Source organism: Paraburkholderia sp. GV068 (assembly GCF_003058125.1).
GTDB classification, from domain to species: Bacteria; Pseudomonadota; Gammaproteobacteria; order Burkholderiales; family Burkholderiaceae; genus Paraburkholderia; species Paraburkholderia graminis.
Genome location: NZ_QBUB01000015.1, coordinates 1 through 25569 on the forward strand (window position 1 = coordinate 1; position 25569 = coordinate 25569).

The window sequence follows — 25569 nt, forward strand, 5'->3', positions numbered from 1 at the left end:
ACCAGGACGTTGATAGGTCAGGTGTGTAAGCGCAGTAATGCGTTCAGCTAACTGATACTAATTGCCCGTAAGGCTTGATCCTATAACAGGTGTGTGTCGGCAGCCGTTAGTGCTTCAGCACTTATGGATGCCCCACCCTGCGCCACGCGCAGGGTCTTATGCAGACCACACACGGTTGAGTGATCGATGTTGTGCCAGAAACAGCACAGCCCGCACGCATAAACGTGCAAAACGAGAGGCATCCTCTCAGCTACTTCTTCCCGATTGGCTGTACTGCTCCCTGAGCGCTACAGCAACCCGTCAAAGCCTGATGACCATAGCGAGTCGGTCCCACCCCTTCCCATCCCGAACAGGACCGTGAAACGACTCCACGCCGATGATAGTGCGGATTACCCGTGTGAAAGTAGGTAATCGTCAGGCTCCCCAGCAGTGTCAGAAACCCCACCCCGCAAAGGTGGGGTTTCTGCGTTTACACGGCGGAATAAAGGGCGGGAGAATGCGGCGCGCCCATGCGCAGAGCGCCCGCATAGCCGGTCAGTTCCAGATACGCCCGCCCGAGCTCCGCGCCATCGCGGCTCACCCGCGCCGCGCCTTCCCAGTACACCGCGCCGGTCGACTGCCGCGAGTCCAGTTCCTGGTCGTCCATCAGCGGATCGAGCTGCATAGCGGTACTATGGGAAGGCGAATCGCCGGCCCCGGCCAGATAGTCCCAAAGCATTGCCGCCTCGACGAGGCTTCACAAAAGCGGTGGTACGGTGCCGTAAGTGACAAATTCAGGACTGCACGTTCGCGCAATTCCATTCGACGTTTGCAGCGATTCCAAGCGGGGATCAGTACGATTGTGGATATAGTACGGGCGCATCGTCTATGTGCGTCTTTGCGCCATCGAAAACTATTGAACAAGTGTGGCGCGCGTTTGAGGTTGAATTCAAGCATACCGGCAAGCTCACGCTCGCCATTTGGAGTCGATAGACTTTTCTCGGCTGCGTTTTACGCGTTAGTGTTGAGCGAACTCGAGCGTCACTGCCGTCGGTTCATGCTACGCCACACAAGCTCAACAACCGTCCGCAAGTCATTCAGTGGCTTTTGTCCGGTCGCAATAGAACCGGACGGAAGCCACACGGGCGACGCGATCTTTAAGGCAATAAGGGACGCGTCATGTTTGCGACGAAGTCATTTGCGAACGCAGTCGCATTCTGAACTTAGTGCTGGAGGCTCTGCATCGTCGACATGACTAACGCGACGTCGACTCAATCGCAACGACGACTGCGAAACCTCGCGCCGCGCAGACGCGTCATGCCCGATATTCAAGACAGAGCGCATCAGCAATATCGGAAGATATGTCGTTAGTGCTGCAAGATGCGCAGAGAGCGGAGGACCACCCGCATCGGCTGCAACTTGCTTTACGCTGGCATAGGCGGCTGCGGCAAGCAGTAATCAATGTTGCCGACGCAGCGAAGGGAAGGTGTAACCGGCCGCAAAGCGGTGCAAGCTCGAGACCGCTACAAAAAGCGCAAGGCCGGTGAAAAGAGCGCGAGACCGACGCCAGCGGCATTGCCGCTGACGCCGGAGAGGCTCACGCTGAACTCAGCTGCCTCGTCGGACGAGCCGGATGATAAACAGCAGAATGACTGCGCCGATTACTGCGGTGATGATCGAACCGATCCAGCCGCTCCCGAGCGAGATGTGCAGCACGCGGGCGAGCCAACCGCCGACGAACGCGCCAACGATCCCGACGATGATGTCGACGATAAGCCCGAACCCACCACCTTTAACGAGCACGCCAGCAAGCCAGCCTGCGATCGCGCCGATGATAAGCCATGCAATGATGCTGTGTTCCATAATCGAGACTCCATAGTTAAGTGAACAATGCGCGGTGACAGAGCTTAGTCGAAGCTTCCTGGGCAGTCCATATTCAGGATACAGAATTAACATTGTCTCAATGTCTTGTAAGCCAGCTGTAGACCAAACGTGTACCGGCGTCTCTGGGAAATTTCCATGGTCGATGCAGACCAATCGACAAGACGATACGGAGTCCAAACGTTGACGTCCGCCATCATTAAAAACACACTATCCGAAACACCCGTATCTGCGCGCGCGGTAACGTTCTAAGCCTCGGCGCACGATACCGGTTGGCACCACGGCGCCGGTTCGAGTCCGTTCACGTCAATGAGGAATGTATGAAACGTAAAGCTCTTGGGATCGTTGCTGGTGCGTTCGTCGCCGCAGCTTCCTTTGCGTCGTTCGCTGCAGGGCTGCCCGCGCCGTTTGAAGGGAGCAGCACGTTGCAGGCCGAGGGCGTGGTGAAATCCGTCGACCACGCAAGGCATTCAGTGACTGTGCGCGACCCGCAGGGTGGCGAGGCGTCGTTCGACATTACGGATACGCGAGATCTTGCGCGAATAGCTCAAGGCGGCAAAGTCCATATCCGCATGATGCGCAATGCCGTGATCAGCGTTACGCGCGGTGCTGATGGACAGGGTGCGGCCGCTGCCGTTGCGGCGCCGATCGGGCAAGCGAAGCCGGAACAGAATGTCAGTGCAGAAGTCCAGGCGATTGACCACGCGTCGGGTGTCATGGCATTGAAAGGGCCGAACGGAGCCGTGTTCCACATTCAGGGCCGCGACCCGGCAAAACTCGTCAATGTAACGCCGGGGATGCAGGTGTTGGTCGCGTTCGCGCCGCAAGTCAGTGTCGCCGTGGCGCCCGTGCAGTAAAGCGCATATTCATGTTGCGTCCATAGCGATTGACTGGCGTCCCAGCAAAAAAAGGCGTAGTCCTTTCAGCGTCACAGTCGCCTTCGCTAGATTCCTGCCTTAGTCTGGCTGGCCGGGCACAAGGCGCAATCGTGTGATTTCTGATGGTGCGCCGAGCCGTTTTGGCGGTCCCCAATAGCCGGTGCCGCGACTCGTGTACACCCACAGCCCGTTCAGGCGAGCGAGGCCGGCGGTGAAGGGTTGCTGAAACCGCACAAAAAAATTCCACGGGAAGAACTGACCACCGTGTGTATGACCTGAGAGCTGCAGTGTAAAGCCCGCTTCAGCGGCTGCTTCGGCGGACCGTGGCTGGTGGGCGAGAAGTACCTTGATCAGCACGTCGCCTGGTGCGTCCGCGATTGCGGCCATTGGGTCACTGCGGTGAAGGGGATCATGATGGCCGGCTGAATAGTCGGTCACGCCGGCAATTATGGCGCGGGCGCCGTCGTGCTCGACCACCACATGCTCGTTCAGTAGCACGTGGAGTCCGAGCCGACGGAACTCGTCGATCCATGCATTGGCTCCCGCGTAGTACTCGTGGTTGCCTGTAACAAGGTATGCGCCGTGACGCGCAGCCAACCGCGAGAGCGGCTGCGTGTGGTGAGTCAACTGCGGCACGCTGCCGTCTACGACATCGCCCGTTACGGCTATGAGGTCAGGCTTCAGACGATTCACTGCGTCGACAATAGCGTCGACATAGCGCCGTTTGATGGTTGGGCCCACATGAATGTCGCTGATCTGAACGATGGTGAAGCCGTCGAGGGCAGCGGGCAAGTCGTCGATCGGGACCTCGATTGTCACGACTCTTGCGCGACGGCGAGCGTTAAAGAGGCCGATCAGCGTCGACAGTAATGCAAGCAATGGCACAGCCGCCGCAGTGCCGGTTCGCCAACGTTCGAGAGGGATCGTGCCAGGCCGCATCGCGTCCACGGTCATGAGTGAGGCGAGAGTCAGGTCGCGCACAAACGTCAGCACGAGCAGCGAGGAGAAGAAACCCATCGCCAGCAAGCCGACCCACGCGAGCCGATCGCCCAGCGGCTGCTGTTTGATGGTGCGCGCGAGCATGCCCAGCGGAATCACAAAGACGGACAGCACAAGCCACAACCCCGATAGCCAGCGGACAGTGATGCTCACCGGCATGTCGGGGATCAGGCGGAAGCCCACATAGATGTGCAGCAGAATGCCAATGAAGATGAGGCGTACAAGAAACGATGAGCGGCGCATAGGGAAGGTGAGGGCGGGTAAGAGCCGGAGGGCATGAGCTGAACGGCGGCGGCCAGTTGCCGTAGTGACGCGGCGAGCGACCAAGGCTAGGGCGAAGGCCATTCTACCGGCATGCGCGCTCGTGCGCAGACGGCCGCAAAAACACTGAGCGTGCAAAGCGACGCCAGCTTGTATTGCTGCGCAGCAGTGCTGTTGAGACATGCAACGGGCGTGCTCAATCCACGGTCCCAGCGGGTCGAAAAGGTCCGCAAGTTCCCGGATAACCCTAATTAAATGGGCTTTGAATTGCCGATGCGGGTGGAGTATTCTGGAAGTGAGCCGGTCGGCATCAAGAGCCGCTGCCAAATCGACTGACCAAACAGCGGCCCGGCTCGATTGTTGTTATCGCCTGCAAACGGCGAGGCGGGAGGCGATCATGAAACTGCTCGGATCAGGCCATCGTTTTCATCACGGGGACTCTGCGCACCGCGCGCATCACGTTGGATATGAGGGCAGCCATGTCATGCTCCCTCTCGTTGGCATATCGTTGATGGCGTTGGGTTTGTATCTCGGCGTGCGCAATGTCGACTTCTCCGAACTAGGCAAGAGCGCGCTCTTCTACATCGTCATGCTATGCGTCGCGCTGGGTATCGCGGGGTTTTTCGGCGTGGTCGGCGCGTGGCTGCGTTCGAATGGCGACGGCACAGAAGAGAATTTCTGCTTTGTCGGCGCAGTGATCGGCGTCGTGGTGTTCTACATCGCGATCTTCAGCTAAAGCGGCGCTTCACTCTATCCGCGCGGCTTCGTCAAAGCTGAAGCGCGGGCTGCGCGGAAACAGAGTCGACGCATCGCCGTAGCCGAGGTTGACCAGGAAGTTCGACCTCACTGTCGTGCCCGCGAAAAACGCCTCGTCCACTTTCGCCGCGTCAAAGCCTGACATTGGGCCAGTGTCGAGGCCGAGCGCGCGGGCCGCCAGAATCAGGTAGCCGCCCTGCAGCGTCGAGTTGCGAAATGCGGTCTCGGCGATCGCCTTGTCGTTACCAGCGAACCAGCTCCGAGCGTCGGCGTGCGGAAAAAGCTTAGGCAGATACTCATAGAACGCCATGTCCATTGCGACAATCGCCGTAACCGGTGCCGCCATTGTTTTATCGACATTGCCGGCCGACAATGCCGGCCGCAGCTTCTCCTTGGCCGCCGCGCTTTTCACAAAGACGAAACGGCCCGGGCTCGAGTTGGCCGATGTGGGGCCGAGCAGCGTGAGTTCGAGAAGTTGACCGAGCAGCGCGTCATCGACGGGTTTCGGCTGCCAGGCGTTGTGCGTGCGCGCTTGGCGGAACAGTTGGTCGAGTGCTTGATCCGAAAGAGTCATGATGGTTGTCCACTCAAGGAACCGATACTGGAAGCGCGTTGGCGGGAAGAAGTCTGCGGAATGAAAACTTCGGCAGGCGGCGCCATAGACGCATCCGCAACGCGCACTAAATAGCGCCAGCAGGCGGGAACCGAAGCCGCAGGCGGCCGCAGTCGAGCAGCGACAGTAGCGCGACGAAGCCTCAACGAAGCTACGGTGAAGTGGCAAGAGACCACAACGAAGCCGCAGTAAAGCCGCGGCAAGACTGCCGTGAAGCCGCCACGATGCCGCGAAACTCCTAACGGCCATTGCAGCCATAATAGCCAACGTTCTACCGCCGCGCCGCGCTGCGCTCGCACACACAAACATGACGGATCTTTTCGATGATCTTCCGGCTCCCGACGTCGACTGGTATCCCGACTGGCTGGCGCCCGAAACGGCCGAGCAGTTCCTCGCGCGACTCATCGTCGAAGTGGAATGGCGGCAGGACACCATGGGCACGCCCGGCGGTCGCGTCGCGCTGCCGCGGCTGACGGCATGGCAGGGCGACGCCGACGCTGTGTATGTCTATTCCGGTATCCGTAACGAACCGCAGCCGTGGACAGCAGCCGTCGCCGAACTGAAGGCCGAAGCTGAGGCGGCTTGCGGAGCCCGATTCAACAGCGTCCTGCTCAACCGCTACCGAAGCGGCGCGGACAGCATGGGCTGGCATGCCGACCGCGAGCCGGAACTGGGACCGGAACCGGTAATTGCATCGGTGAGCTTGGGCGCGGCACGCACATTCGACTTGCGGCACAACAAGACCGGCGCCGTCCAGTCGTTCTCGCTCAAAGGCGGCAGCTTGCTGGTCATGAAGGGCAAGACACAGGCGGAATGGCGGCATCGGGTGCCGAAAGAGCCACGGGTTGTCGGCGAACGCATTAATTTGACTTTCCGGTGGGTTGCGCCTCATACGCGGGCCGGCGGACCGTCGCGCGGCTAAATCCGGCGGCGATGTGCGCCTGCAAAGTTCTTCGCCGGGACCGGACCCGCCGCCGGCAGACTCACGGCAGACCCACCGGCAGACCCCACGGCAGACCCCACGGCAGACCCCACGGCAGACCCCACGGCAGACCCCACGGCAGACCCCACGGCAGACCCCACGGCAACCCGACCCAACGCAGACCGCACCCGATGCACCCGATGCACCCGATGCACCCGATGCACCCGATGCACTGGAAGCACCCGGACCATCCATCTCAACTTCACCCTGCGACCTGCCAACCAGGCGACGCACGGCTCGACTCGCCAATGTAAGCGCATAAAAACCATCAACGACCAGCCGACCCCCAAGCCGTAACCACCACGTCAACTACCGCACACACCCGCACACACCCGCACAGCCCCAACCCCCGTCTATACCAAAATTGATATTGCTCCCGCGAATCATATGATTGGACTGTTAACGCCCGGCACACTACGCTACATCACGATCCACGCTTCGCGGCAGCCGCAACGGCCGGTCGGATTCGATGGATCGCCTACACAACAACGATCAGGAGACAGTCATGGCGAATACACGACGCGCCGCATGTCGTGCGTTGGGTGCGCTCGCGCTGTGCGCGGGTGTCGGCGCGCTGACGCTGGCAACCCCCGGCGCGCACGCGCAGGACAAACAGATCACGCTGGGTTTCGCGCAGGTCGGCGCGGAAAGCGCATGGCGGACCGCCAATACCGAGTCGGTGAAATCCGCGGCGACCGACGCCAAGATCAAACTCAAATTCTCCGACGCGCAACAAAAGCAGGAAAACCAGATCAAGGCGATCCGCTCGTATATCGCGCAAAAAGTCGATGTGATCGCTTTCTCGCCGGTCGTCGAGTCCGGCTGGGAACCGGTGCTGCGTGAGGCGAAGGCCGCGAAGATTCCGGTGATCCTGACGGACCGCAACATCGACGTCAAAGATACCTCGCTGTACGTGACGATGATCGGCTCCGACTTCCTGGAAGAGGGACGCCGCGGCGGCAAATGGCTCGCCGATCACTATAAGGACGCACAAGGTCCCGTCAACATCGCCGAATTGCAGGGAACGGTCGGCTCCGCGCCGGCGAATGACCGGCACGCCGGCCTGATCGAAGTCATCAAGAGCGATCCGAAGTTCAAGATCATTGCGTCGCAAAGCGGCGACTTCACCTTGGCCGGCGGCAAGCAGGTGATGGAAGCGTTTATCAAGAGCTACGGCAACAAGATCAACGTGGTTTATGCGCATAACGACGACATGGCGCTCGGCGCAATCCAGGCGATGGAAGAGGCGGGCATGCATCCGGGCAAGGACGTCGTGGTCGTTTCGTTCGATGCGACCAAGGGTGGCTTCCAGGCCATGGCCGCAGGCAAGATGAATGTCGACGTGGAGTGCAGCCCGCTGCTCGGACCGCAACTGATGTCGGCGGTCAAGGACGTGGTAGCCGGCAAGCCTTTGCCGAAGCGCATCCTGACGGAAGAGACTGTGTTCCCGATGAGCGTCGCAGCGCAGACCTTGCCGACGCGAAAGTACTAGGAAAAAGTAGTTAGGCATCCTTGCAAACACACTTGCTTGCAAGCTGCGTCAGCGGGCAATAACGCAGCAACAAGCAACAAGCAGCAAGCGAAACAAGCAAGCGAAACAAGCAAACGCAACCAGCAAACGCAACCAGCAAACGCACACAGCCAAACCAGCACGTAACGTTTCTCCAGCGGTGCCTGACCGTCCGATTGCTTGGGCAGCGGACGGTCTCTTTTCACCCGATGTCGAAACGTGCCTCATGAAGCCACCACGGCACACAGGCACCACGGCACGCAGGCACCAGCCACCCACGCACCGCCGCTCGAGCGAGGTCTATGACGCATCCCGCTTCCGAACCCAAACCGCCGGCCACGAGCACGACAAGGTCCGCCGCCGCTGCGTCCGCCGACCACGGCGACGCGCACGAGCCGATTCTCGAAACAACCGGCGTCACGAAGACATTCCCTGGCGTGAAGGCGCTGCAGGGCGTCGATTTCCGGCTTTTCCCCGGCGAAGTCCATACGTTGATGGGACAGAACGGCGCCGGCAAATCGACGCTGATCAATGTGCTGACAGGCGTCCTCGCGCCCGACTCCGGCACGATCCGTCTCGCAGGCGAAGTCGTGGCCTTCGCGTCGCCGCAGGAAGCCGAAGCGGCAGGCGTGCGCACGCTTTATCAGGAAGTGAATCTGTGCCCGAACCTGTCGGTCGCGGAAAACGTTTTTGCGGGCCGGCAGCCGCGGCGCTTCGGCGCGATCGACTGGCCCGACATCAAGCGCCGCGCACAAGCCGCGCTTGCGCGCCTCGACATCACGCTCGACGTCACACGCTCGCTCGACGCTTATCCGATCGCGGTCCAGCAGATGGTGGCGATCGCCAGAGCGCTTTCCGTCGATGCCCGCGTGCTGATCCTCGATGAGCCGACGTCGAGCCTCGACGACAGTGAGGTCGCGCAACTCTTCAAAATACTTCGGCATCTTAAGCAATCGGGTATTGCCATACTGTTCGTCACGCACTTCATCGAGCAGACGTATGCCATTTCCGACCGCATCACGGTCATGCGCAACGGCGAACGCGAGGGGGAATATCTCGCGCGCGATTTGCCCGCCGATCTGCTCGTCTCGAAGATGGTCGGTCACGAGCGCATGAGCGAGCGTCTGCGCGAAGCCGCTCACGAAGCATGCGACCCCAGCGACGACACGCAAGACGATCACAGCGCGCCGCCGTTTATCGAACTACGCGGCCTCGGCAAACGCGGCACTTTGCAGCCAATCGACCTCGACGTGCAGCGCGGTCAGATACTCGGACTCGCCGGGCTGCTCGGCTCCGGGCGTACGGAAACCGCGCGGCTGCTGTTCGGCGCAGACCGTGCCGACAGCGGCACGATGCTCGTCGACGGCAAGCCGGTGCGCCTGCGATCCCCGCACGATGCGGTGCGCCACGGCATTGCGTACTGCGCCGAAGATCGCAAGAAAGAGGGCATCGTCGCCGACCTGTCGATCCGCGAGAACATCCTTCTCGCGTTGCAGGCGAGGCGTGGCTGGTGGCGCAAGATCAACCGTCAGCGCGCGCGCGAGCTGGCCGATCTGTGGATCGAGCGGCTCGGCATCAAGGCTTCGGACGCGGAGCAGCCTATCGGTCTGCTGTCCGGCGGCAACCAGCAAAAAGCGCTGCTTGCGCGCTGGCTTGCGACCGATCCGAAGCTGCTGATTCTGGATGAGCCCACACGCGGCATCGACGTCGCCGCGAAATTCGACATCATGGATCGCCTGCTCGCACTGTGTGGGAACGGCCTGAGCATTCTGTTCATTTCGTCGGAGATCAGCGAAGTGCTGCGCGTCAGTCATCGGGTAGCCGTGCTGCGCGACCGCCGCAAAATTGCGGAAGTCAAAGGCACGGCATCGAACGAAGACAATATCTACCGACTCATCGCGGGGAGCGGCGAATGAAGCTATCGAACTGGCTTGCGCGTGACGGCGTCGAGCGTCCGTTGATCTGGCCATGCGTGACGTTGGCGTTGTTGTGTGCGCTCAATCTCTGGGTCAATCCGCACTTTCTGTCATTGCGCATGCTCGACGGCCATCTGTTCGGCGCGCCAATCGACGTGCTGAATCGTGCGGCTCCGCTCGTGCTCGTCGCAACGGGCATGACGCTCGTCATCGCGACGCGCGGCATCGACATTTCGGTCGGCGCAGTGGTGGCTATCGCGGGCGCGGCGGCCGCGACGATCCTCGCCACGCAACCCGTGCCGACGGGCGGCCTGATCGCTCAGGCGTTGCTCGCGGCGTTGATCGTCGGCGTGCTGAGCGGCATGTGGAACGGCGTGCTCGTGTCGTTTGTCGGGATGCAGCCGATCATCGCAACGTTGATTCTGATGGTCGCGGGACGCGGCATCGCGCAACTACTGACGGCGGGGCAAATCATTCCGATCGGCGCGCCGGGCTATCTGTTTGTCGGCGGCGGATACTGGCTGGGCGTGCCATGCTCGGTGTGGATTGCGACGCTCGCTGTGCTGGCCACCGCGGCGCTCGTCGAGGGAACGGCGCTGGGGCTCTTTATCCGCGCCATCGGTGTGAATCCGGTGGCGACTCGCCTTGTTGGCTTGCGCTCGAAAGCGCTGGTTTTTGCGGTGTATGGATTCTCGGGATTGACGGCGGCAATGGCGGGCATTCTCATCAGCTCGAACGTGCGCAGCGCCGACGGCAACAACGCCGGCCTGCTCCTCGAACTCGACGCGATTCTCGCGGTGACGCTCGGCGGCACGTCGCTGCTCGGCGGCCGCTTTAGTCTCGCAGGCACGGTGCTCGGGGCGCTGATCATTCAGACGCTAACGTACACGACGTATTCGATCGGCGTGCCGCCAGAAGCGACGCTCGTCGTCAAGGCAGCAGTCGTGCTGGCGGTGAGCGTGATTCAGTCGCCGGCTGCGCGAGCGCTCGCGGTTTCGTTCGGGATGCAGATCATCAAGCAACGCGGGGTGGCACGATGAGACGATTGTTCGCAGCGTGGGCGCATATCGTCGATCCGCGCACCTTGCCCATCGCGGTTACGATCCTGCTGTTCTGTGCGCTGTTCGGTTTCGGCTCGGTCATGTACACCGGCTTTTTCTCGTGGCAGGTGCTGCTCGATCTGCTGGTCGACAACGCGTTCCTGCTGATTGTCGCCATCGGCATGACGTTCGTGATCGTGTCGGGCGGGATCGATCTGTCCGTCGGTTCCGTCGTTGCGCTCACTACGATTGTAGAAGCGGTATTGTCCGAGCGGCTGCATCTGTCGGTATGGATCATTCTGCCGATCGTTCTTCTGATGGGCACCGTGTTCGGCGCCGTGCAGGGCGCGCTGATTCACTTCTTTCGTTTGCAGGCGTTTATCGTGACGCTCGCCGGCATGTTCTTCGCGCGCGGCTTGTGTTTCCTGATCACCACGCAGTCGATCACGATCACCGATCCGACTTTCCACGCGATCTCCGCATTCCGTCTGGACATCGGCATCGGCTCGGTGACCGCGAACGTGCTGATCGCGTTCGTCGCGCTCGTCGGCGCGATTTTCATCGCGCACTTCACGCGCTTTGGCCGCAACGTGTACGCGGTGGGCGGCAATGCCCGCTCCGCGCTATTGATGGGCTTGCCGGTCGCGCACACGCGCATCGGCGTGTATGCGCTGAGCGGCTTCTGCTCGGCGCTCGGTGGCGCGGTGTTCACGTTCTATGTGCTGTCCGGCTACGGCTTGCAAGGGCAGGGCATGGAACTCGACGCGATTGCCGCGACCGTGATCGGCGGAACGCTGCTGACGGGCGGCGTCGGCTATGTGGTCGGATCGCTGTTCGGCGTCGGCATTCTGGGCACCATCCAGACGCTGATTACGTTCGACGGCACGCTCAGTTCCTGGTGGACCCGCATCGTGATCGGCGCGCTGCTGTGCGCTTTCTGCCTGCTGCAGCGGCTGATCGAACGGCATGCGAAGTCGGTGCGGCGTCCCGGCGGCACCGGCGCGGTCGTCACGTCTGGACGCGAACGCGCGCATGGAGAAACGTCGGCAGCGACCGACTCGCATGTGATAGGCCGCGCGCCCGAACAGGCTTGAGCCTCGCACTAAAGAGGCTGGCAGGGGCGCGCTTTTTTAGTCGTCGAGCGCCCGGCCTCGCGTTTCCGGCAGCGTAAGCGCGGCGAGAATCACGATTCCATAGGCCGCCGCCGCGAATGCGCCGATTGCGTGGCCGAGCGTCATCGTTTGCGACACGTAGCCGATCAGGAACGGGAAGGTCGCACCGACAGCGCGGCCGAAGTCGTAGCAAAAGCCCTGGCCCGAACCGCGAATGCGCGTAGGAAACAGTTCGGTCAGGAACGCACCCATGCCTGAAAAAATACCGGACGCGCAGAACCCGAGCGGGAAGCCGAGCATCAGCATCGAGAAGTTATCTAGCGGAAGCTGCGTGTAGATCGATGCAATCGCGCACGAAGCGAGAGCGAACGCAATGAACGCGCGCTTGCGGCCAATACGGTCGCTCACATACGCACCCGTCAGATACCCGCAATACGATCCGACGATCACGACGCCAAGATAGCTGCCGGTGCCGATCACGCTCAGGTGCCGCTCCGTCTTCAGATACGTCGGCAGCCACGTCGTCACCGCGTAGTAGCCGCCTTGCACACCCGTCGCGAGAATGGACGCGCGCAATGTCGTCCAGACGATGTCGCCGCGGAAAATATCAAACAGCGAAGGACGCGCCTGCGCCGCATGCTGCGCCTCTTTCTGCCGCCGATGCACCTCCGGTTCTTCGACGAAGCGGCGAATCCAGATCACGAACGGCGCCGGCGCGATGCCGATCGCGAACAGCACGCGCCACGCGTAGTCGGCGGGAACGAGCGAGAAGACGGCCATGAAGAGCAACGTCGACACGCCCCAGCCAATCGCCCATCCCGCCTGCACGAGCCCCACCGCCTTGCCTCGGTCGCGTGCGCGAATCACTTCGCCGATCAGCACGGCGCCCGCCGTCCATTCGCCGCCGAAGCCGAGTCCCATCAATCCTCGCGCCCACAGCAACTGCGAGAAGTTCTGCGCGAGCGCGCACGCCAGCGTGAAAACGGCGAACCAGAGGATCGTGATCTGCAAGGTCTTCACTCGTCCGACGCGATCGGACAGTACGCCCGCTGCCCATCCGCCCACCGCTGAACTCAGCAGCGTGACGGTGCCGATCAGTCCCGCGTCGCCGCGCGTGATGCCCCACGTCGCGATCAGTGTCGGAATTACGAAGCTCAGGAACTGCGTGTCCATTGCGTCGAGCACGTAGCCGATCTTGCAACTCCAGAACGCACGCTTCTCGGCCGCGGAGATCCGCCGATACCATGCGAACGGGCCTTTCCCCGCGTCGGACGCGCCGTAGCGCTCGGCGTCCGCGGTCAACTGCGCTTTGGTTTCCATGCTTGAACTCCGGTCGTCGTGATGGACCGCGTCTTCGCGCGCGGCTTGCGGATGAAATGGCGCCGCGCTAGATCACGGCGAGCGTGGTGTTGAGGATGTCGGTGACGAGCATGTGCCCCGGCTTGTGCGCGATCGCAAATGGCAGGCGCGCGCTTTCTATCGCGGCTTGCGGTGTGACGCCGCAGGCCCAGAACACCGGCAGTTCGTCGTCGTGGATCTCGACCGCATCGCCAAAATCGGGCCGCGACAGATCGCGAATGCCGATCAACGACGCATCGCCGATATGCACCGGCGCGCCGTGCACAGCAGGAAAGCGGCTCGTGATCTGAATCGCGCGGATGGCGTCGGCGGCTTTCATCGGACGCATGGAAACAACGCGATTGCCGCCGAACACGCCGGCGCGCACATTGGGCTCGCGCGTTCGATACATCGGCACATTGACCTGCTGTTCGATATGACGCAGACCGATGCCTTCGCGTCGCAGCATTTCCTCGAAGGAAAACGAGCAGCCGATCGCGAACACGACGAGGTCGTCGCGCCACAGTTCATCGAGGCTGCGCACTTCCTCCGCGCGTTCGCCGTGGCGATACACATAGAACGCCGGCACGTCGTTGCGAATGTCGAGAGCCGCGCCGACTGCGGGCACGCTCCACGCGCCCGGTTCGCCGATGCCGAGCAACGGACACGCCTTCGGGTTGAGCGTGCAAAAACGCAGGAAATCGCCAGCGTATTGCTGCGGAAGAATGGCGAGATTGGCTTGCGCATAGTCGCCGCAATAACCCGCGGTGGGACCGGACAGGCGACCGCTGCGCACTTGCTGACGAAACTCGGATGGCGTGTAGGGCATGAACTGCTCGACTGACGTTGACGGGACTGGCCTTCTGATGCGTTCCAGATTAGTAACGTCAAAAATATCGATCCAGCGAGTTTTTCTTGCGTTTCGTTAAATTAAACTTAACGGCGGCGCGACCCGTTTTCCGGCGATGATCGTGGGCCTCATTCGCGCCTCATTCGTTATCGCGAGATCTCATGCAATGAATACCCGCTTCGTCGAAACGTTTCTCACGCTCGCGCGGCTCGGCAGTTTTCGCGCGACGGCGACCGCGATGCACGCCACGCCCGCCGCGATTTCGTTGCGTATTAAAACGCTGGAATCCGAGCTTGGCGTCGAATTGATCGAGCGCGACGCGCCTGAGTTCAAGCTCACGGCAAACGGCGAGCGTCTGCTCACGCATGCGCGCTCGGTCGTGCAGGCCACGCGCTCGCTGCAACTCGCCGCGCAGGACGAAACGCAATTGGCGACGCGTCTGCGCCTCGGTGTGATCGAAACGGTCGTGCATAGCTGGCTGCCCGACTACATTCGCATGCTGAACCTCGAGTACCACCGCATCGTCGTGGACTTGACCGTGGATTCAAGCGCGGTGCTCGGCCCTCGTCTGCGCGCGGGCGAACTCGATCTCGTGATTCAGGTGGAAGAAGTGGGAGAGTTGGAGACGTCGATCGTATCCGCGCTACTCGCGAGTTATCCGGTGCGCTGGATCGCGCGCAGCGACCTCATCCCCGCGACTCGCGCGAAGCATGCCGACACGCTGTTGAGTAAACCGGTGCTGACGTTCGGCCGCGGCACCGCGCCGCAAATCGCCGTCGAGGCTATCGTGCAGACGCTTGCGCGGCGCGCCGGCGTGCCGTTTGCGGACACGCAGGTAACGTGCATGCCTTCCGTTGCGGTCATCGTGAAGCTGTTGCGCGACGGCTATGGCATCGCGGCGGTGCCCGCGCTTTTCGTCGAGCCGTTTCTCGGGAGCGGAGAACTGGGGCACTTGCAGGTGCGCCCGCTGCCGCCGCCGATCAATGTAGCGATGTACTACCGCGACGACGCGGACGTCGGCGTGCTGGCGGCCGCGCGCGTCGCACGCAATGCGTGCGATCAGTATGCGAAAGCGATGGGGCGGCAGTTGATCGAAAAGCGCTAGATCAAGCGCTGCATGAAGCGCGGCTCGCTACTCGCGTTCGAGGCGCCGCCGCGCCGTCGCGGCGAGCCGTTCGAACGGAAGCGTGCTCGCTGCAAGCGCGGCCATCTCCGGATAATGCTCGCGCGTGATGTCGGTCAACACCTGGCCAGGCGGCGCCTCGATCGTGACGCGCGCGCCCATTTCCTGCATCACGGTGAGCGCGTCGAACCAGCGCACCGTGTAGCGCATGTTGGTCGCGAGATCGTCGCGAATCGCATCGGCGGTATACAGCGGACGGCCGCCGCGATTGCCGATGTACACGCTTTGCGGCGCGTGAAACGGAATCGTGCGCGCATACGCGCTCAGTTCGTCGCTTGCTTGCGCGAGCAGTTCGCAATGCGAAGGAACGCTGACCGCAAGACGCGTGGCCTTGCGCGCGCCCGCATGCAGAGCGCGGTGGATGAAACTGTCGAGCGTGGTGTTCGCCCCTGCCATCACGATCTGACGCGGCGCGTTCACGTTGCCGATGTAGACGGGCGGCTCGCCTTCGTCGATGTGCCGTGCGGCGAGCGCGGCGAGTTCATGCTCCGTCAAGCCGGAAACAGCCGCGAGACCGTAGCCCGATGGATACGCCGCTTCCATCAGTTCCGCGCGGCGGCGGACCATCTTCAAAGCGTCGGGGAAAGGGAGCGCGCCGCAGCTCACCGCCGCCGGGTACGCGCCCACCGACAAACCGGCGCTCAGGTCCGGCGTCAGTCCTTCATCCGCGAGGGCACGCGCGATCGCCACGCCTGCGACGGTCAGTCCGCATTGCACGGCAACGGTCGAGCGCAACGCATCGGGCGTGTCGAGTGTGAGCACGTCGGCGCCTAGCACGCTGGACGCTTCATCGAATGTTGCGCGCACGGCGGGATGCGACGGCAGCCGATGCAGAAAGCCGTCGCTCTGCGCGCCCTGGCCTGGGAAGATCAGCGCGAGCATCAGAGTTCCGTCCGATGAACGCAGACCCACGGATCGGCAAGCAATTGCGGGCCGCTTGCATGACGCGCCATCACGCGTGGCTTGCCGGCGGCCCACTCGGCGAGCGCGACGCCGCCTGCTGGTGTCTCGAGTTGCGCGTCGATGCGAATGCCGGTTTCGCGCGCGAGCGTTTCCAGATTGCTTAGCAAGTCCACCGCGCATTCACGCGACAATCGTTCCGGTGTCCGAATCAATAGATCGAGATCGCTCGATTGCGTGACTGCTGCCGTTTGCGTGGCGAGTTCGAAACCAACGCTGCCGGTCGGGCCCCAGACAAGCGCGTTGAGTGCGCTTTGTGCATCCCGTTGCAACCGGGCGAACGCGACGAACGCGGGCAACGCGGCGCGCGTTGCATCGGGCTCGTTTCGCACCAACGCCTCGGGCGAAACGGCTTCGACAATATCCGTCGATGCCGCCCACGTGCCGTACCGCTGAGATCGCTGCGCGCCGCGCAAGCCAATCGCAACGAAGCCGGGCGCGGCGAGCGCGCGCCGCACGACCGCATACGGCGCGCGCTCGAACGCATCGCGCACCCAGTCGGGTTCGCCGTCGAATGCAGCGAGGCGCCGCAAGCGCAGCAAGTCATGCGCGCGCCAGCGTTCGTCGCACGACGCAGCGGCCTCGCTTGCAAACGGCGGCGCGGCGCAGATCGGCATTACACGGCATCCCATTGCTCGGCGAGACGCCGCCGCACTTCGATGGACGCCGCGCGGTTCTTCTGCGCCGCCGCGGATTCGAGCCGACGCGCAAGCGTGCGGCTGCCGGCGCGCGCACTGCCGATCTGTTCGCACAACACCTGCTGCACGCGCGCGATCTGCGCGGCGTCCGGCGCGTCGGCGTCGATACCTTCGATCAATTGATCGAGCAGACCGAGCTTCGCGAACGAGGCCATCGAGTAAGACATCGGCACGATCGTCTCGCCGAGCGCGTCGAGCGCCTCGACCGTGCGGCGCGTGACGCGCGCGGCGGCTTCCTTGCCCATCGCGTGAACCATCGTGCCGGGCGCGTCGAGCGCGACGATGCGATTGGCCTGATAACCGTGCGCGAGGAACGCGCCCGACATCGCCGGTCCGACGATCAGCGCAATCACCGGATGCCCCGCATCGCGAGCGGACGCATACGCGTCGACCGCTGCGGCGCACGCGAGATGAATGCCGAGCATTTCCTCGCGATAGCCGTACGCCTGGCTCTTCACATCGACGATCGCGACGATCGGACGACGCGTGGCGCTTGCCGCATCGTCGGCGATCACTTCGCGAACGGCTCGCGCGAGCAGCCAGCCCTGTTCGAGTCCGACGACGTTGTCGGTCGCGCGCGGAAAGCGGTTAGCGGCGTCGGGCACGACGGTGATGAAGCGGGCGGTTTCGCCGCCGAGCGGCGCGTCGGCGCTCCACACGGGCGCCGCGTTGCGGGATTCGCCGGCGAGCGCATGGAACCAGCGCGCGCCGCGGCTCAGTGAGGTGTCGCTCATGCTTGCTCCTTGCGTGACTGGGATTGTGGCGCTTGGGTCGCTTCGGCTGCATAGACCTCGCGCATGCTCTCCGGCGTGACGCTCGCCGGATCGATCCGCGCGAGCCGCTGCAAGAACGTGTCGACCTGTTCGCTGCGATGCGCGGCCGGCACGCCTTGCACGAACGCGGCATGCACGGCGGCGCGCACGTCCGCGGCGTCGTCGTCCACGAGCCGGTCCGCGAGCGAACTCGCCACGCGCTGCTCGCCGCCGATCAACTGCCACACGCGGCGCCGGTCGGACGCATCCAGTTCGTCGATGCCCGCTTCCTGCTCGATCACTTCGGGCCCGTTCATGCCGAGCCGTCCCTGCTTCGTCACGACCAGATACGAGCACAACGCCGCGGCCAGCGACATGCCGCCGAAGCAGCCCACCATGCCCGCGATCACGCCGACCACCGGCACATGCCGGCGCAGCGCGACGATGGCCGCCTGCATCTCGGCGATCACGGCGAGGCCCAGATTGGCTTCCTGAAGCCGCACGCCGCCGGTTTCGAACAGCACGACCGGCCGTACGATCTTGCCGCGCTCGCAATCGCGCAACGCCATCTCGAGCGCGGCGGCGATCTTGCTGCCCGACACTTCGCCGATGCTGCCGCCCTGGAACGCGGACTCGATCGCGGCAATCACGGCGGGCTCGCCGTCGATCGTGCCGCGCGCGATCACGCAGCCGTCATCGGCCTGGCACACGACGCCTTGCAGCGGCAGCCACGGCGATTCGATCCTGTCGAACGGGCCGAGCAGTTCGCGGAAGCTGCCCGGGTCGAGCAGCGCGCGGGCGCGCTCACGCGCGGGCAACTCGATGAAGCTCTCGCGCAGCAGCGGCGCGGCATGCACAGTCGCGGGCGTGCTCATGCGTCGTCTCCCTGTTCCGCGGCCTCGACCGCTTCCGCGAGCCGCAATGCGACCACACCCGGCGTCGCGCCGAAGTCGTTGATTTCGATTTGCGCGGCGCCGTCGTAGCGGGTGAAAAAGCGGTCCAGCACGCTTTTCCAGATATGGCTGTAGCCGTCGACGCTCGTGCGCACGACGACATGTGCAGCGAGCGCGTTCGGATTATCGGTGGGCGAGAGCAACACTTCCAGATCGCCCGAACCCACCACGCCGACGTGCGCGCGGGCCGTGACGGCGCGTTGCGCCGGATAGTCGAAGGTCAGATGTTCCATGAGGCTCAGCTCCCGCTGACGTCGTGATGCGCCAGCATGTCGAGGAAAAGGGTGGCGGCGAGCAGATCGGCTGCGCCGCCGGGCGATGCGTTGAGCGACAGCAAGTCGCGTTCGAGCGCGGCGAGTGCGTCACGGCCTGCGCGTGTCGAACTGCCGCCGGCTTGCAGCACGCGCCGCGCGCCGTGCTGGCCTGCATGCAAGCCTGCGAGACCCGCGCGATGCAGCAGGCAGGTGTCGTCGAGCGAGGCCATGATGGAGAGCAGGGCGTCGACGCGCGCGGCATCTTCGGCAATGCCGCGCTCGCGTGCCGCGATCAGCGCCGGCAAGCCGACGGCGATCACATGCGGGAAGCCTTCCTGCGCCTCGCGGCGCGCGCCGCCGACCTGATAGCGTTGACGCGCGCGTTCGCCGTGACTGTCGGTGGCGGCTGCGAAGCGATCGGGGAAGCAGGCGATCTGCGCGGCTCGCCGGCAGATCGCCGAGGGGTCGAGCCGGAGCGCGGCATCCGCGAACGACGCGCCCGCGACCAGCAGCCCGACGATCCAGATCGCGCCGCGATGCGCGTTGCTGCCGCCGGTCGCGCGCAGCATGTCCTGCTCGCCCGCGCGGCCGATTTGCGCGAGTTCGGTGCGCAATAGCGCCGACGGCTTGCCGCGCCGCCGCGCCGTGCGCGCGAGCGCGGCGAAGGTCGGCTCGAGCGCGTGCGCCGAGCGTCGCATGATGGCGAGGTCGAGATCGCGATGCGCGCCGCTGCCGCGCCGGTCGACGAGCGCGGGCTTCGGCGTGAGTTCGGCTTCGTCGATCAGCGCGGTCACGGCGTAATGGGCAAGTTGCGAGTCAGGGCATGAGTCTTGTGCGCGCTTCGCGACACGTTCGTCAGAAGCAGCGGCCGCTGTCGTGACCGGATGCAGAGCTTGCGTGGCCCGGCCATACGGCGCGTCCCCGCGCTCGGTCCAGGCACACGCTCGCGCGAGCGGCTCGGGCATCTCTATCGCGGACGCGCATGACACATCTTCACGCTCCAACAAAGCAGCGGCTCTCATCACCAGCTCCTGAAGCGCGCCGGCGGCGCGTACAAACCGCCCGACCAGGTGACGAGATCGTCGATGCTGCGTGCCGCGAGCAGCGAACGCTTCGCTTCGCCGCGCCGAATGCCGAGATCTTCCGGATACGCGACGATGCCGCGCCGGCGCAACTCCGCCGTCTTTTCCGGCTTCGCGCGCAGGCCGATCGGCGTCACGCCGGCGACCGCGGCAATCGCCGCGCGCCGTTCGTCGATGCCCTCGGCCTTGTGCAGATGCGCGATGCCTTCCTCAGTGACGACGTGGCTCACGTCGTCACCGTAGATCATGACGGGCGCGATCGGCATGCCGTTTTTCGCGCCGACCGCGACCGCGTCGAGTTCATCGACGAAAGTCGGTTCGCCGCCTTTCTTGTACGTCTCGGCCAGTTGCACGACGAGCTTCTGACCGCGCGACACGGGCCCCTGATCTTTCAGCAGCTTGAGCCACGCTTCGCTCGAATGACGCCGGCCGCGTGGATCGTGACCCATGTTCGGCGCACCGCCAAAGCCGGCAAGACGGCCGCGCGTGACCGTCGACGAATTGGCGTCCGCGTCGATCTGCAGCGTCGAGCCGATGAAGAGATCCACGCCATATTGCCCGGCCAGTTGGCACAGCACGCGGTTCGAGCGCAGCGTGCCGTCGCTGCCGGTGAAGAACACGTCGGGGCGCGCCTCGATATACGCCTCCATGCCGACCTCGCTGCCGAAGCAATGGATGCTGTCGACCCAGCCCGATTCGATCGCGGGAATCATCGTGGGATGCGGATTAAGCGTCCAGTTGCGGCAGATCTTGCCCTTCAGGCCGAGCGACTCGCCGTAAGTGGGCAGCAGCAGTTCGATGGCCGCGGTGTCGAAGCCGATGCCGTGGTTCAGCGACGTCACGCCGTACGGCGCGTAGATGCCGCGTATCACCATCATCGCGGTCAGCACCTGGAGGTCGCCGATATGGCGCGGATCGCGCGTGAACAGCGGTTCGACGGCAAAGGGGCGGTCCGCCTCCACGACCACGTCGACCCACGAGCCGGGAATATCGACGCGCGGCAGTTCATCGACGATCTCATTGACCTGCACGATCACGATGCCATGACGAAACGCTGCGGCCTCGGCGATGGTGGGCGTGTCCTCGGTATTCGGACCGGTGTAGAGATTGCCGTGACGGTCGGCTTTTTCCGCGCACAGCAGCGCGACATGTGGCGTGAGGTCGACGAACATGCGCGCATACAGTTCGACGTACGTATAAATCGCGCCGATCTCCAGTTGCCCGTCTTCGAGCAGTTGCGCGACGCGCAGGCTTTGCGGGCCGGCAAACGCAAAATCCACTTTATGCGCGATGCCGCGCTCGAACAGCGTCAGATGCTCAGGACGACTGATGCTCGAGATGAGCAGATGCAGATCGTGAAGCTTCTGCGGATCGACCTTGGCCAGCGAGCGCGACAGGAAGTCGGCCTGCTTCTGGTTGTCGCCTTCGAGCGCGACGCGGTCGCCGGGCTGGATCAGCGTCTCGAGCGCATCGACGATGCGCGTGGACGGCAGCACGCCGTCTTCGAGCCACGGCGCGATGGCCGCGAGGCGGCGCTTTTTTTCGTCGCGGCGCGTGGTCCACGAACGTGCGGCGGATGGTGCTTCGGCGGGTGCGTTCATCGGCTCAATCAACTCCCGGTAGTAGCGCGCGGCGGACGGCCGCGCGGCTTGGGTTGGCTTGCGAGCGCGGCTTCCGCCTGCGCGCGTTCGGTCAGGAAACGGTGCAGCAGTTCGCCCGTGCCGAGCAGATGTGCGACGACGAGCGCCTGGGCGGCCGGCACGTCGCGGCGCCGCACGGCGTCGAGCAATTCGGTGTGTTCATCGTCGGATTCGCCCTTGTAGGACGGCAAGCCGAACTTCAGGCGCAAGTAACGCTCGCCCCGCCGATGCAGTACGCGAATCAGGTCTTCGAGCTGCGGACGCGCGGCCGGCGCATACAGGCTCATGTGAAACGCCGCGTTGCGCGCGACGTAGAGCGACGGGTCTGCCTCGCGCTCCGCCGCCCGGCCGAGCGCGGCGCATTCGCGCAACGTGGCGGCCGTGTGCTTCGGAATGGCGAGTCCGATTGCAAGGCTCTCGAGCGCCGAACGGATCTCGTAGATTTCGCGCGCTTCATCCGCCGACAACGGCGCGACCGTCGCGCCTTTGTGCACCGCGACCTTCGCCCAGCCTTCGGTTTCGAGCAGGCGCAAAGCCTCGCGCACCGGAATTGCGCTGACCGAGAAGTGCCGCGCGATCGCGTCCTGACGCAGCGGCGCGCCGGGCGCCAGCGTGCCGTCGATAATCGCTTCGCGCAACGCGTCGGCGATCACGCGTGATGTGCTTTCGCGCGGTGCGGCCGCCCGCAGCAGCGGGGCGCGCGCGGGCGTGTCCAAGGGAAGAAGGTCGGTGGTTGTGTCGCTCATGGTTCAAATATTATATACAAAAATGAGGTATTTAAACGCGGGCAAACCCGGAGATTTTTTGCGTGGGCGGCGCGGGCGTTTCGTGGGCGGCATCGTTCGGACCGCTCAGCGGTGAGTGCGTGAATTTTCTGATTGTCGCGGCGTCTTTTCGCGTGCATGCGATGGGCTTGCCGCTCGCTCTGACAGCGCTCGCGCTAGTCGCTCGTTTGCTTGTGATTTCGTTCGCGCCACAGACAAGCGCAAAGCACCGTCCAGCAAGGCGAAAGGGCCGCTCGGCGTGGCCCCTGGCCATTCGGCCGACTGGCGCAGGCGGTCGTGGAGAGGCATGCTGCTGTTCGTTAGAAGGTGCGTTCGTCCGCAGTCCGATGTTTGCCGCGCTGTACAGTGGTCTGTACAATGGTCGCAGTGGCCCCAAGTCTTTTCTTTTGCGCCACGCTTCGACCGGCAGCCGCAAATCGCCAGCCCGACCCGCAACCGCAAGGGCAGGCAAACCGCACGGCGGCGGAAGCGTTTTCTAACTTTTGACAGGAGTGGCCGGAGGGCAACCTCGCAGGCCGGATAACCCATGAACGTCCTTACTTACAGCGAGGCCCGAGCCGGCTTTAAGCAGGCAATGGATGAAGTCTGCCGCGACCACGCACCGATGCTCATTACGAGACAAAGTGGCGAAAACGTGGTGATGGTGTCGCTGGAAGACTTCAACGCGATGCAGGAGACCTTGTATCTGCTGAGTTCGTCGAAGAATGCCCAGCGGCTCGCGCGATCCATTGCCCAGTTGAATGCCGGCGGTGCGGCCCCGCGCGAACTGCTGACCGATGAACCGACACAAAAGCCGCAACGAACACGCCGCAAAGGCTGACAGCATCTTTATGTTTACCGACGACGCCTGGGACGACTACGTGTATTGGCAGGAGACCGATCGCAAGGTCGTCCGCAAGATCAATGCGTTGCTGGAGGAGTGCCGGCGCGATCCGTTTATCGGCACGGGAAAACCGGAGCCGCTCGTCGGCAGCCTGAGCGGTTTCTGGTCGCGCCGCATCACGTTTGCCGATCGGCTCGTGTATCTGCCGAAAGATGGAAAGATCTATGTGATCGCATGCCGGTTTCACTATGACCAGTGAGCGAGTACCGAGCGACCACCGAGCGAGTACTGAGCGACCACTGCGCGACCAGCGACCAGCGGCATGCCCAACCCCGCGCGCGCCGCTCACTCGGCCTGTCGCCGCGCGCGCCCGCCCGAACCCAGCAACGAAAAGAGCGGCCAGCCGAGATTCACGCCGAGGCTCGCGATCACGATCAGCGCCATGCCCGCCCACTGCGCCAATGAAAGCGCGCGGCCGTACACGATTGCATCGACGGCAATAGCGGTGAGCGGATAGACGAACAGCAGCACCGCGATGATCGGCGTGGTCAGTTTCGGCAGCGCGCCGTAGATCAGCACGTACGAAAGCCCCGTGTGCAGCACGCCCATGCCGACAATCCAGAACCATTGCATCGGCTCGATATGCGTGGCGTCGAAAGGTGCAACGAGCGGCGCGATGAACGGCAGGCACACCACGCCCACCGCACATTGCATCAGCGTCAGCAGGTGCGGGCGCAAATTGCCGAGCCCTTTGGCGATCAACGTGACGCTGGCATAGAGCACCGAGCCGGCCAATGCCTCGCCGATGCCGATCAGGTAGCTTGCATGGCCCTGCAGATTTTCCGTGGCCGCCACGCCCGACGCGAGCACGAGCCCGCCGAAGGCCGCCGCGATCCAGCCGAGCCGGTCCGCGCCGAGCCGTTCGTTGAAGAGCGCCGCGCCGATCAGCACGACCCAGAACGGCTGCACATGAAACACCACGGTGGCGACGGCAATGCTGGTGCGATGGATCGCATCGAAAAAGCCGACCCACTGTGTGACCATCAATACGCCGGAGATGAGCGCGAGCGTGAGCGTGCGTCGCGTGAAATGCGCGCGCGTGAAGTAGCCTTTCCACGCGCAATATGCAGCCAGCGACAGAAAGCCGAACAGGCAGCGGAAAAACACCAGTGTCAGCGCGCCGAGCCGCGCTTCCTCGACGAACACGCCGAGCGTGCCCATCAGCAGCCCGCCGCCGGCCAGTGTGATCGCGCCTTGTTGACGTTGGGTGAGGGACATGCGCCGCGTCTCCGTTAGATCTCCGTTGGGTGATGCATTGAAGTATTGCGCCGCTTGCGGGCCACGCACAAACGAATTAAATTGAGAAATTCCATAAGCGCCATTGATAAATCATGCACCCGGAATTCGACGTCGATTTGCTGCGCACCTTCGTTGCGGTCGTGGATACCGGCAGCTTCACGAAGGCATCGGCAACCGTGCATCGCTCGCAGGCCGCCGTCAGCATGCAGATCAAGCGGCTCGAAACCATGCTCGGCACGACGCTTTTCGCGCGCAACACGCGCAATCTTTCGCTGACGCGGCCCGGCAATACGCTGCTCGAATATGCGAGGCGCGTGCTCGCGTTGCATGAAGAAGCGTGGTCCGCGATCGTGCGGCCCGAGGTGACCGGCCGCGTGGTGCTCGGTGCGCCGGACGATTACGTGTCGTCGCTGCTGTCGCCGGTATTACGGCGCTTTTCGAACCTGTACCCGCACGTCGAAATTGAAATTGTCTGCGCGCAGAGCACGTCGCTCGCGCCGATGCTGGCGGACAACAAGATCGACCTTGCCTTCGTCACGCGCGACCGCAAGCTGCGCGGCGAATTCGTGCGCAGCGAGCCGATGGTGTGGGTGGGCGCTTCCGTCGATACCCCGGTGCTGGCGGCGTCGCCATTGCCGGTCGGCTTATACGAGCCAGGCTGCGTGGCGCGTCAGCATACGCTGGCCGCGCTTGACGGCGCGCGGATTCGCTACCGCGCGGCCTTCAGCAGCGCGAGCCTGATGGGCCTGGTCGCCACCGTGGACGCGGGTTTGTCGGTGGTTGCGCTGACGCGCTGCAGCGTGCCGTCGCGGCTCGCCATTCTCGGCGAAGCGCAAGGCTTGCCGCACATCGAGCCGCTCGAAATCGTGGTGGCGCGCAGCGCGAAGTCCGACCGGCCGACTTGCGATTATCTGGCGGCGCAGATGGTGCAGGATCTGTCGCTGCGCGCACAGCCGCGCGCGTAAGCGGCGGCGGCTTCGTGACACGGCGCAGCGCCGTTCACGCGCGGCGGCGCGGACAACGGC

Annotated in this window: 26 protein-coding genes and 2 rRNA genes; 13 read left to right on the forward strand and 15 right to left on the reverse strand. The window is 63.6% G+C overall.

What is annotated here, in order from left to right; genetic code table 11:
* Positions 1 to 82: ribosomal RNA gene (locus tag C8K18_RS25945) — 23S ribosomal RNA — on the forward strand; the annotation flags it as partial.
* 224 nt (positions 83 to 306) lie between these two features.
* Positions 307 to 420: ribosomal RNA gene (gene rrf, locus C8K18_RS25950) — 5S ribosomal RNA — on the forward strand.
* 49 nt (positions 421 to 469) lie between these two features.
* Here rrf and C8K18_RS25955 read toward each other — a convergent pair.
* Together C8K18_RS25955 and C8K18_RS25960 are read right to left on the reverse strand one after the other, a co-directional pair.
* Positions 470 to 703, reverse strand: coding sequence for a lipocalin family protein (locus tag C8K18_RS25955; protein ID WP_258196203.1), 234 nt, complete (start codon positions 701 to 703; stop codon positions 470 to 472).
* Between the two features lie 884 nt (positions 704 to 1587).
* Entirely contained in the window at positions 1588 to 1842 is a 255-nt protein-coding gene (locus tag C8K18_RS25960; protein WP_006053258.1) for a GlsB/YeaQ/YmgE family stress response membrane protein, read from the reverse strand.
* Positions 1843 to 2180: 338 nt separating this feature from the next.
* Here C8K18_RS25960 and C8K18_RS25965 point away from each other — a divergent pair, with 338 nt between their 5' ends.
* Positions 2181 to 2717 (forward strand): hypothetical protein, encoded by a 537-nt coding sequence (locus C8K18_RS25965; protein WP_107710421.1) that lies wholly within the window; start codon positions 2181 to 2183, stop codon positions 2715 to 2717.
* A gap of 99 nt (positions 2718 to 2816) precedes the next feature.
* Here C8K18_RS25965 and C8K18_RS25970 read toward each other — a convergent pair whose 3' ends face one another.
* A complete protein-coding gene (locus C8K18_RS25970; RefSeq protein ID WP_107710435.1) occupies positions 2817 to 3980 on the reverse strand; it encodes a metallophosphoesterase in 1164 nt (387 codons plus the stop codon).
* Between the two features lie 415 nt (positions 3981 to 4395).
* Here C8K18_RS25970 and C8K18_RS25975 point away from each other — a divergent pair, with 415 nt between their 5' ends.
* Positions 4396 to 4734, forward strand: a complete 339-nt coding sequence (locus tag C8K18_RS25975) for a hypothetical protein (protein ID WP_029971820.1) — start codon at positions 4396 to 4398, stop codon at positions 4732 to 4734.
* Between the two features lie 9 nt (positions 4735 to 4743).
* Here the strand turns inward: C8K18_RS25975 and C8K18_RS25980 are convergent, their stop codons facing one another.
* Positions 4744 to 5328: a malonic semialdehyde reductase gene (locus tag C8K18_RS25980; protein WP_006053254.1), complete on the reverse strand. Its 585-nt coding sequence runs from the start codon at positions 5326 to 5328 to the stop codon at positions 4744 to 4746.
* Between the two features lie 346 nt (positions 5329 to 5674).
* Between C8K18_RS25980 and C8K18_RS25985 the strand changes: the two genes are divergently transcribed.
* The 5 genes from C8K18_RS25985 to yjfF all read left to right on the forward strand — a co-directional run bounded on the left by C8K18_RS25985 (position 5675) and on the right by yjfF (position 11909).
* Positions 5675 to 6289, forward strand: coding sequence for an alpha-ketoglutarate-dependent dioxygenase AlkB (locus C8K18_RS25985; protein WP_107710420.1), 615 nt, complete (start codon positions 5675 to 5677; stop codon positions 6287 to 6289).
* A 565-nt stretch (positions 6290 to 6854) separates the two neighbouring features.
* A complete protein-coding gene (locus tag C8K18_RS25990; protein WP_006053251.1) occupies positions 6855 to 7841 on the forward strand; it encodes an ABC transporter substrate-binding protein in 987 nt (328 codons plus the stop codon).
* A 320-nt stretch (positions 7842 to 8161) separates the two neighbouring features.
* Complete coding sequence (locus C8K18_RS25995) at positions 8162 to 9775, forward strand: sugar ABC transporter ATP-binding protein (RefSeq protein ID WP_107710419.1); 1614 nt, start codon at positions 8162 to 8164, stop codon at positions 9773 to 9775.
* A complete protein-coding gene (locus C8K18_RS26000; protein ID WP_029971816.1) occupies positions 9772 to 10815 on the forward strand; it encodes an ABC transporter permease in 1044 nt (347 codons plus the stop codon). The genes C8K18_RS25995 and C8K18_RS26000 overlap by 4 nt, the downstream gene beginning before the upstream one ends.
* Positions 10812 to 11909 carry a galactofuranose ABC transporter, permease protein YjfF gene (gene yjfF / locus C8K18_RS26005; RefSeq protein ID WP_029971815.1) on the forward strand — a complete coding sequence of 366 codons (1098 nt, stop codon included), beginning with the start codon at positions 10812 to 10814 and terminating at the stop codon, positions 11907 to 11909. The genes C8K18_RS26000 and yjfF overlap by 4 nt, the downstream gene beginning before the upstream one ends.
* Before the next feature lie 36 nt (positions 11910 to 11945).
* Here yjfF and C8K18_RS26010 read toward each other — a convergent pair whose 3' ends face one another.
* Both C8K18_RS26010 and C8K18_RS26015 read right to left on the reverse strand, forming a co-directional pair.
* A complete protein-coding gene (locus tag C8K18_RS26010) occupies positions 11946 to 13247 on the reverse strand; it encodes an MFS transporter (RefSeq protein WP_107710418.1) in 1302 nt (433 codons plus the stop codon).
* A gap of 67 nt (positions 13248 to 13314) precedes the next feature.
* Positions 13315 to 14094, reverse strand: coding sequence for a putative hydro-lyase (locus C8K18_RS26015; protein WP_107710417.1), 780 nt, complete (start codon positions 14092 to 14094; stop codon positions 13315 to 13317).
* A 187-nt stretch (positions 14095 to 14281) separates the two neighbouring features.
* Here C8K18_RS26015 and C8K18_RS26020 point away from each other — a divergent pair, with 187 nt between their 5' ends.
* Positions 14282 to 15220 carry a LysR family transcriptional regulator gene (locus C8K18_RS26020; protein WP_107710416.1) on the forward strand — a complete coding sequence of 313 codons (939 nt, stop codon included), beginning with the start codon at positions 14282 to 14284 and terminating at the stop codon, positions 15218 to 15220.
* A gap of 27 nt (positions 15221 to 15247) precedes the next feature.
* Here C8K18_RS26020 and mdcH read toward each other — a convergent pair whose 3' ends face one another.
* Genes mdcH through C8K18_RS26060 form a run of 8 tightly spaced genes read right to left on the reverse strand, consistent with a single transcriptional unit; the run spans position 15248 to position 22383 of the window.
* Positions 15248 to 16180: a malonate decarboxylase subunit epsilon gene (mdcH, locus tag C8K18_RS26025; RefSeq protein WP_107710415.1), complete on the reverse strand. Its 933-nt coding sequence runs from the start codon at positions 16178 to 16180 to the stop codon at positions 15248 to 15250.
* The gene (locus tag C8K18_RS26030) at positions 16180 to 16875 is read right to left on the reverse strand and encodes a malonate decarboxylase holo-ACP synthase (protein ID WP_107710414.1); all 696 of its coding nucleotides are present in this window, start codon (positions 16873 to 16875) and stop codon (positions 16180 to 16182) included. Before C8K18_RS26030 ends, mdcH begins: the two co-directional genes overlap by 1 nt.
* On the reverse strand, positions 16875 to 17690 hold the full coding sequence (gene mdcE / locus C8K18_RS26035; protein ID WP_107710413.1) for a biotin-independent malonate decarboxylase subunit gamma: 816 nt from the start codon (positions 17688 to 17690) through the stop codon (positions 16875 to 16877). Before mdcE ends, C8K18_RS26030 begins: the two co-directional genes overlap by 1 nt.
* Positions 17687 to 18583, reverse strand: coding sequence for a biotin-independent malonate decarboxylase subunit beta (locus C8K18_RS26040; RefSeq protein ID WP_107710412.1), 897 nt, complete (start codon positions 18581 to 18583; stop codon positions 17687 to 17689). The genes mdcE and C8K18_RS26040 overlap by 4 nt, the downstream gene beginning before the upstream one ends.
* Positions 18580 to 18894, reverse strand: coding sequence for a malonate decarboxylase subunit delta (locus tag C8K18_RS26045; protein ID WP_006052380.1), 315 nt, complete (start codon positions 18892 to 18894; stop codon positions 18580 to 18582). The genes C8K18_RS26040 and C8K18_RS26045 overlap by 4 nt, the downstream gene beginning before the upstream one ends.
* Positions 18895 to 18899: 5 nt before the next feature.
* Complete coding sequence (locus tag C8K18_RS26050; RefSeq protein ID WP_107710411.1) at positions 18900 to 19937, reverse strand: triphosphoribosyl-dephospho-CoA synthase; 1038 nt, start codon at positions 19935 to 19937, stop codon at positions 18900 to 18902.
* Positions 19937 to 21598 carry a malonate decarboxylase subunit alpha gene (gene mdcA / locus C8K18_RS26055; protein ID WP_006052378.1) on the reverse strand — a complete coding sequence of 554 codons (1662 nt, stop codon included), beginning with the start codon at positions 21596 to 21598 and terminating at the stop codon, positions 19937 to 19939. The genes C8K18_RS26050 and mdcA overlap by 1 nt, the downstream gene beginning before the upstream one ends.
* An 8-nt stretch (positions 21599 to 21606) precedes the next feature.
* Complete coding sequence (locus C8K18_RS26060) at positions 21607 to 22383, reverse strand: GntR family transcriptional regulator (protein ID WP_006052377.1); 777 nt, start codon at positions 22381 to 22383, stop codon at positions 21607 to 21609.
* A 565-nt stretch (positions 22384 to 22948) separates the two neighbouring features.
* Here C8K18_RS26060 and C8K18_RS26065 point away from each other — a divergent pair.
* Positions 22949 to 23242, forward strand: a complete 294-nt coding sequence (locus C8K18_RS26065; RefSeq protein ID WP_029971804.1) for a type II toxin-antitoxin system Phd/YefM family antitoxin — start codon at positions 22949 to 22951, stop codon at positions 23240 to 23242.
* A gap of 10 nt (positions 23243 to 23252) precedes the next feature.
* Positions 23253 to 23504: a Txe/YoeB family addiction module toxin gene (locus tag C8K18_RS26070; protein WP_006052375.1), complete on the forward strand. Its 252-nt coding sequence runs from the start codon at positions 23253 to 23255 to the stop codon at positions 23502 to 23504.
* 86 nt (positions 23505 to 23590) lie between these two features.
* Here C8K18_RS26070 and C8K18_RS26075 read toward each other — a convergent pair whose 3' ends face one another.
* On the reverse strand, positions 23591 to 24523 hold the full coding sequence (locus tag C8K18_RS26075) for a DMT family transporter (RefSeq protein ID WP_053860228.1): 933 nt from the start codon (positions 24521 to 24523) through the stop codon (positions 23591 to 23593).
* A gap of 113 nt (positions 24524 to 24636) precedes the next feature.
* Between C8K18_RS26075 and C8K18_RS26080 the strand changes: the two genes are divergently transcribed.
* The gene (locus tag C8K18_RS26080) at positions 24637 to 25509 is read left to right on the forward strand and encodes a LysR substrate-binding domain-containing protein (RefSeq protein ID WP_029971801.1); all 873 of its coding nucleotides are present in this window, start codon (positions 24637 to 24639) and stop codon (positions 25507 to 25509) included.
* Positions 25510 to 25569 lie beyond the last annotated feature (60 nt).

Bases quoted from the DNA above. Each gene is read 5' to 3' on its own strand.
- C8K18_RS25960 (WP_006053258.1), bottom strand. From the start codon at position 1,842: ATGGAACACAGCATCATTGCATGGCTTATCATCGGCGCGATCGCAGGC.
- C8K18_RS25965 (WP_107710421.1), top strand. From the start codon at position 2,181: ATGAAACGTAAAGCTCTTGGGATCGTTGCTGGTGCGTTCGTCGCCGCA.
- C8K18_RS25970 (WP_107710435.1), bottom strand. From the start codon at position 3,980: ATGCGCCGCTCATCGTTTCTTGTACGCCTCATCTTCATTGGCATTCTG.
- C8K18_RS25975 (WP_029971820.1), top strand. From the start codon at position 4,396: ATGAAACTGCTCGGATCAGGCCATCGTTTTCATCACGGGGACTCTGCG.
- C8K18_RS25980 (WP_006053254.1), bottom strand. From the start codon at position 5,328: ATGACTCTTTCGGATCAAGCACTCGACCAACTGTTCCGCCAAGCGCGC.
- C8K18_RS25985 (WP_107710420.1), top strand. From the start codon at position 5,675: ATGACGGATCTTTTCGATGATCTTCCGGCTCCCGACGTCGACTGGTAT.
- C8K18_RS25990 (WP_006053251.1), top strand. From the start codon at position 6,855: ATGGCGAATACACGACGCGCCGCATGTCGTGCGTTGGGTGCGCTCGCG.
- C8K18_RS25995 (WP_107710419.1), top strand. From the start codon at position 8,162: ATGACGCATCCCGCTTCCGAACCCAAACCGCCGGCCACGAGCACGACA.
- C8K18_RS26000 (WP_029971816.1), top strand. From the start codon at position 9,772: ATGAAGCTATCGAACTGGCTTGCGCGTGACGGCGTCGAGCGTCCGTTG.
- yjfF (WP_029971815.1), top strand. From the start codon at position 10,812: ATGAGACGATTGTTCGCAGCGTGGGCGCATATCGTCGATCCGCGCACC.
- C8K18_RS26010 (WP_107710418.1), bottom strand. From the start codon at position 13,247: ATGGAAACCAAAGCGCAGTTGACCGCGGACGCCGAGCGCTACGGCGCG.
- C8K18_RS26015 (WP_107710417.1), bottom strand. From the start codon at position 14,094: ATGCCCTACACGCCATCCGAGTTTCGTCAGCAAGTGCGCAGCGGTCGC.
- C8K18_RS26020 (WP_107710416.1), top strand. From the start codon at position 14,282: ATGAATACCCGCTTCGTCGAAACGTTTCTCACGCTCGCGCGGCTCGGC.
- mdcH (WP_107710415.1), bottom strand. From the start codon at position 16,180: ATGCTCGCGCTGATCTTCCCAGGCCAGGGCGCGCAGAGCGACGGCTTT.
- C8K18_RS26030 (WP_107710414.1), bottom strand. From the start codon at position 16,875: ATGCCGATCTGCGCCGCGCCGCCGTTTGCAAGCGAGGCCGCTGCGTCG.
- mdcE (WP_107710413.1), bottom strand. From the start codon at position 17,690: ATGAGCGACACCTCACTGAGCCGCGGCGCGCGCTGGTTCCATGCGCTC.
- C8K18_RS26040 (WP_107710412.1), bottom strand. From the start codon at position 18,583: ATGAGCACGCCCGCGACTGTGCATGCCGCGCCGCTGCTGCGCGAGAGC.
- C8K18_RS26045 (WP_006052380.1), bottom strand. From the start codon at position 18,894: ATGGAACATCTGACCTTCGACTATCCGGCGCAACGCGCCGTCACGGCC.
- C8K18_RS26050 (WP_107710411.1), bottom strand. From the start codon at position 19,937: ATGAGAGCCGCTGCTTTGTTGGAGCGTGAAGATGTGTCATGCGCGTCC.
- mdcA (WP_006052378.1), bottom strand. From the start codon at position 21,598: ATGAACGCACCCGCCGAAGCACCATCCGCCGCACGTTCGTGGACCACG.
- C8K18_RS26060 (WP_006052377.1), bottom strand. From the start codon at position 22,383: ATGAGCGACACAACCACCGACCTTCTTCCCTTGGACACGCCCGCGCGC.
- C8K18_RS26065 (WP_029971804.1), top strand. From the start codon at position 22,949: ATGAACGTCCTTACTTACAGCGAGGCCCGAGCCGGCTTTAAGCAGGCA.
- C8K18_RS26070 (WP_006052375.1), top strand. From the start codon at position 23,253: ATGTTTACCGACGACGCCTGGGACGACTACGTGTATTGGCAGGAGACC.
- C8K18_RS26075 (WP_053860228.1), bottom strand. From the start codon at position 24,523: ATGTCCCTCACCCAACGTCAACAAGGCGCGATCACACTGGCCGGCGGC.
- C8K18_RS26080 (WP_029971801.1), top strand. From the start codon at position 24,637: ATGCACCCGGAATTCGACGTCGATTTGCTGCGCACCTTCGTTGCGGTC.